The sequence below is a fragment of the Christiangramia lutea genome, from assembly GCF_022489035.1.
Lineage (GTDB): Bacteria > Bacteroidota > Bacteroidia > Flavobacteriales > Flavobacteriaceae > Christiangramia > Christiangramia lutea.
Map to the genome: position 1 here is coordinate 1 of NZ_JAKVTV010000015.1, position 5,577 is coordinate 5,577.

4 protein-coding genes are annotated in these 5,577 nt (G+C 34.7%); 2 read left to right on the forward strand and 2 right to left on the reverse strand.

The genetic code is table 11. The annotated features are described in order from the left end of the window. Positions 1 to 326 precede the first annotated feature (326 nt). Positions 327 to 1,364, reverse strand: coding sequence for a serine hydrolase domain-containing protein (locus ML462_RS15855; RefSeq protein ID WP_240714812.1), 1,038 nt, complete (start codon positions 1,362 to 1,364; stop codon positions 327 to 329). 451 nt (positions 1,365 to 1,815) lie between these two features. Here ML462_RS15855 and ML462_RS15860 point away from each other — a divergent pair, with 451 nt between their 5' ends. Continuing rightward, positions 1,816 to 2,133 carry a hypothetical protein gene (locus tag ML462_RS15860; RefSeq protein WP_240714813.1) on the forward strand — a complete coding sequence of 106 codons (318 nt, stop codon included), beginning with the start codon at positions 1,816 to 1,818 and terminating at the stop codon, positions 2,131 to 2,133. Between the two features lie 61 nt (positions 2,134 to 2,194). After that, complete coding sequence (locus ML462_RS15865) at positions 2,195 to 4,363, forward strand: TonB-dependent receptor (RefSeq protein ID WP_240714814.1); 2,169 nt, start codon at positions 2,195 to 2,197, stop codon at positions 4,361 to 4,363. A 212-nt stretch (positions 4,364 to 4,575) separates the two neighbouring features. Here ML462_RS15865 and ML462_RS15870 read toward each other — a convergent pair whose 3' ends face one another. After that, complete coding sequence (locus tag ML462_RS15870; RefSeq protein WP_240714815.1) at positions 4,576 to 5,310, reverse strand: CPBP family intramembrane glutamic endopeptidase; 735 nt, start codon at positions 5,308 to 5,310, stop codon at positions 4,576 to 4,578. Positions 5,311 to 5,577: the final 267 nt, after the last annotated feature.

Sequence of the window (5,577 nt, forward strand, 5' to 3'; positions counted from 1 at the left end):
TTAGTTCCCTTAAGCATGATCTTTAAAAGTTGATATAAAAAGGTTATTCCAATTAATGAAACTGCTAAATAGAATATGATTTCTCCTAATTTCACTCTTTCTAAAAAATGTTAGCTAACGGTCTCGGTTATCGCCAGTTGGCGGAGTAGGGGACACGGATTTGTCGGCTTAGTATTGGTTTGTTGGTCAAGTTAATTATTTTCTTTCTAACGCTGCCGTCTATTGGCGATGAACCGTTGTTGTGCGCTGGTTTTTTGTCAATAATTATAATAGCAGCAGAATTCATTTAGTGGAATTTCTATTGATAACAATAATTTTGTGAATTATTAGCTTCTGTTTTTTCTGACAATTTTTTCAATACGATTATTTATAATTTCCGCTAAATTCCAGTCGTAACCATTGAAGTTGGTAGTATTATTAAATTGAATAATAACTGTATCTATGTCTTTGTAATATTTTGCTATACTTTGATAACCAACAATTAAACCTGTATGTTCGTAAACATAGATCGAAGAATAGATTTCCTGTTCCCCATCATTAAATACTGAACCATCGTTTAATGCTCTAAGAAATTTCCCTACGTCTTCAGCGGTTGCCAGCATTAAGCCTGAGTCATCAGTTTTAAAATCTTTATCTATGCCTACGTAATAACCGCTCATAACATCGTCGATGTTCACTTCGCTTAGCGAACCAAAAGTGTTGTTAAGCTCAAGTGGGATTAAGATTTCCTCCTTTATATACTTTTGATGGGGATAGCCTATCGTTTTATCAATGAGATCTTCAATCAACATATAATTGGTATTTGAATAGCCATAATCTTCACCTGGTTCAAAATCGGCTGGTAAATCCAGAGCATAATTCAAAGTTTCCTGTCTGTTCTTTGGAGGTTTCGTCCAGAAATCGGGATGATCAACGAAATTTGGTATACCACTTCTATGTTGTACCATCATTCTCAAAGTTATTTCGTCTGAATTTTCGATTCTTTCCGCAAGTTCTGGAAAGTATTCGGAAAGTGTTTTATCCAATGATAGTCGACCTTCCTTGACTAATTTTGTAGTAGCAACAGCGATATAAAGCTTGGTAATACTTGCAATTTTGAATAAGGCTTGTGGGTAAGCAGGAATTTTCTTTTTCCGATCGTGCCAGCCAGCAGCATAAAATTCTGGAGGTTTTCCTGCTTGGTCAACATAAACTATCATTCCATCAAATCCGTGATCTAATCCTTCTTTTAATTGCTCTTGGACTGTATTAGGTAGTGGTAAAATCCAGGCTTTTACCAAAATCCAGGGTACGAACCATAAAGAAGATATACTTGCAACGATAAATAATATTCTAAGTATTCGCTTTACTTTTTTCTTGGTCATGATATTTTAAAACTACGGCTTAAATTCTGGCATTTTATAATCAATTGATTTTGGATGTGTAGTAAGAAGTTTCCTCATTGGTGAGCGCATCTATTTCTTTAATAACAATATAAATTTAAGGTTTCTATTATTAAATGACTGAAATTAAATGGTTTATATTGATTGGTTTAATCATGGATTTGAAATTCGATTAATCTACTTTAATGTTTTAGATATTTATCTTTTTTAAGCAAAATCCGTATAAAACTTGCGCACAACGGTCTCGGCTATCGCCAGTTGCGGGAGTTGGGACGCGGAGTTGTCGGCTTATTTGTTTTCTTTCCTGGTTTCTAAAATTACACTTTTTCGATTTAACCCGTTATTGGCGATGAGCCGTTGTTGTTGCCAGTGCGGCTAATTCTCAGCTTATATTGAATTTTATATTTTTTATTTTAAATGTACATTTGTGCAGATGAAATTAGTTGTCTTCTTTATATCATTATTAGTTCTTTTCTTATCCAGCCTCCCATGTTGTTTACTTGAGGAAATGGGAGAAAATTCGGTTTGTATAGAAAATCCATCTAATTCTGAAGATGACCATAGTGGTAACGAAGCCTGTTCACCCTTTTTTAATTGTGGGAGCTGTACTGGATTTGCTATTCAGGAATATTCAGAATTCACATTTTTTCAGGACGAATTATCACTTGCCGTATTGTCTTCTTACGAAGAATTATTTAAAAGTGCCTACCAGAATTCTGATTTTAAACCACCAAAGACCCAGATTATATAAATTAGTTTAGTTCACGTGAAGTGACGTATATATTATATAATTATTCAAAAATAAAATCAGTTTGAAAAATATCATTTTCGTATTGCTGTTTTTTGCCAGCAATACAATTTTAGCTCAGAATCAATTTGAGACTACCATACTAAATGCTGAAACCAGGGAACCTCTATATGGAGTAACTTTAGGCATTCAAGAACTTAATATTGGAACTACAACAAATGAAGAAGGAAAGGCCATTCTTCGAAATATACCTGATGGTAAACACCAGATCGTAATTAGATATATAGGTTTTGAAACGCTATCAATAAGCAGAACATTTCCCTTATCTGATGAAGAAAACAATCAGGAAATTTTGCTCCATCCTTCTGAAGAACAGATGGAAACTATCTTTATTGAATCAACAAGAAGTTCAAGAACCTTTCAGGATATTCCCACCAGGGTTGAGTTTATCGCCGGTGAGGAGCTCGCAGAGAAAGGAAATATGAAACCCGGAGACATCCGTATGTTACTAAATGAAAGTACTGGTATACAAACGCAACAAACATCTGCAACCAGTTATAATTCCAGTATCAGGATCCAGGGATTAGATGGAAAATACACCCAATTATTACGTGACGGACTTCCATTATATTCAGGGTATTCTGGTGGTTTAAGCCTCATGCAAATTGCACCTTTAGACCTTAAACAGGTTGAAGTAATTAAGGGTGCCTCTTCAACACTTTATGGTGGTGGAGCAATAGCCGGCCTGGTAAATTTAATTTCAAAAACTCCGGAAGATGAGCCGGAATTAAGTTTTATGGCTAATCTAACTTCAGCTTTGGGATTGGACCTTAGTGGTTTCTATTCTGAAAAATTTGGTAAACTGGGTACTACCGTTTTTGCTTCTTATAATTTAGGTACACCTTACGATCCTGCTGGCAATGGTTTAACTGCGATCCCGAAATTTGAACGTTTCACCTTGAATCCCAAATTATATGCTTATCTGAGTGAAAATACCGATTTCAACATAGGCTTTAATTTTGTTTCGGAGGATCGATTGGGCGGTGCCATGGATTATGTGGAAAATGATAGAGGAACAGGTTATTTTGAAAGAAATAATACCGAACGCTTTTCTACTCAGCTATTGGGGAATCATCATTTTCCTGATAAAACATCCCTTCAGATAAAAAACAGTATCAGTCTTTTTGAACGACAGATTGAAATTCCTGACTATGCTTTTACCGGTTACCAGGTTTCTTCTTTTTCAGAAATAAATCTTTCTACAATTCAGGAGAAAACTGAATGGATAGCCGGACTGAATCTATGGACCGAAAATTTTGATCAGGAACAGGGAGATCCAGATCAGGACCTTAGTTTTACTAATTATACCCTGGGAGCCTTTGTTCAGAATATATGGGATATTGAGCAAAAGTGGACTCTGGAAACTGGTTTGCGTGGGGACTATCAAAGCAATTATGGATTCTATTTATTACCTAGATTCTCTTTAATGTTTGAACCTTCGAACCAGTTAACATTTAGAGCTGGTGGTGGCATGGGGTATAAAACTCCGAGCATTTTTACAGAAGACGTAGAACGACTGCAATTTCAAAATGTGCTGCCTATAGATGTGGATGAAACAGATGCCGAACGATCTATAGGTTTTAATTTAGATGGAAATTATAAATGGTCCATCACAAATGATCTTAATTTGTCAACCAATCTTTTGTTGTTTTACACCAGGATTAACGATCCTTTAGTTCTTAATCGAAGCACCGGAACATTTTATGAATTCACTCAGCCGAATGGATATTTAGACAGCAAAGGAATTGAAGCTAATATGCGATTGAAATATCATGACCTTAAGTTATTTGTAGGTTACACTCTGGCTGATGTTAACCAGCATTATGATGGCGATACACAGCAATATCCTCTAGTAGCCCAACATCGTTTGAATAATGTCTTGATGTATGAGAAACATGATAATTTCTGGATAGGTCTGGAGGGTTACTACTATAGTAGGCAGCAATTAACAGATGGAACTACAGGTGAGCCATATTGGATTCTTGGAGTTATGACAGAGAAAAAAATTGGAGAAAAATTTTCATTATTCCTGAATTTTGAAAATATTCTGGATACACGCCAAAGTCGTTTTGATAGTGTGTTTACTGGAACTTTAGATGATCCGAATTTCAGGGATATTTATGCTCCTGTTGACGGATTTGTAATTAATGGTGGCTTTAAAATAAAAATCTAAACCATGATTTTCTTTAAGAATTACAGGCCTCTGGTTCAAATACTAGAGGCTTGTTTTTCTAATGAGGTTTTAAGCAGAATTTTTGTCCGCATTGGCTACAACGGTCTCGGTTATCGCCAGTTGGCGGAGTAGGTGACGCGGATTTGTCGGCTTAGTATTGGTTTGTTGGTCAAGTTAATTATTTTCTTACTAACCGTGCCGCTTATTGGCGATTAACCGTTGTTGTAAGCTGTTTTTCTACGATTAAAAATCTTATCTCGTTCCCACGTAATTATTAATAATGTCCATATTACTATGCAAATTATTGTTACGTAGTTATTTCTTAGAATCAACAATCCATGGATTGAAGCAGCTACTAATATTGAATTAGTCTTTTTAACTGCGTAAGACATTATAATAGAAACGATTATTGTTAATAAAACAAAATAATGAAGACCACCGAATTGATTAAAACTTTTAAAAATTAAAATATGCCATAAGCCCCATAGAATTCCTGTAATAATTCCTTTAACTAGTGTAGGAGTTTTTCCTAATTTGTCATTTAAAAAACCTCTCCAGGCAATTTCTTCAAAAATATCATATATCAACATAGATGAGCAGAATATTAAGGCCCAAAAATGTTCATTAATATTGAATTTATTAGAAAGTCCAAATAAGCTATAGATGATTAAATACGACGTAGCAATTATCAAACTTTTTAAATGTTTATTTCCTAAAAAGGATGTCTTGTAATCCTGTTTAAACAATAAATAGCAAGCAATAGTAGCTATTAAAAGTCCGATCCCATGATTCCAGCTAAATGACACATTTAAATCAAATACCGAAATCCATAGTTCTCTAATTAGATTCGGAAATTTTGTAAAAGTATAAGTTAGGACGAGCGCTAAAAGATAAAATATTAGAATTTGAATCCATTTAGCAGTTGAGATTTTATTTTTAAAAGTCATTGTTTATACTAAAATCTTGATTGAAAAATTGCTTACAACGGTCCCGGTTATCGCCAGTTGGCGGAGTAAGGGACGCGGATTTGTCGGCTTAGTGTTGGTTTGTTGGTCAAGTTAATTATTTTCTTACTAACGCTACCGTCTATTGGCGATGAACCGTCTTAAGTTTAAATTCTCTAAATTTTGAATATATAACCAGAAAGAACAAAAGAGAGGAATAAGGTTACATGAACCGTGGGAACTTGAGATTCCGTCAACAATGATAATCCC

Coding starts and splice junctions, on each gene's coding strand:
- ML462_RS15870 (WP_240714815.1), bottom strand. CDS start 5,310: ATGACTTTTAAAAATAAAATCTCAACTGCTAAATGGATTCAAATTCTA.
- ML462_RS15855 (WP_240714812.1), bottom strand. CDS start 1,364: ATGACCAAGAAAAAAGTAAAGCGAATACTTAGAATATTATTTATCGTT.
- ML462_RS15860 (WP_240714813.1), top strand. CDS start 1,816: ATGAAATTAGTTGTCTTCTTTATATCATTATTAGTTCTTTTCTTATCC.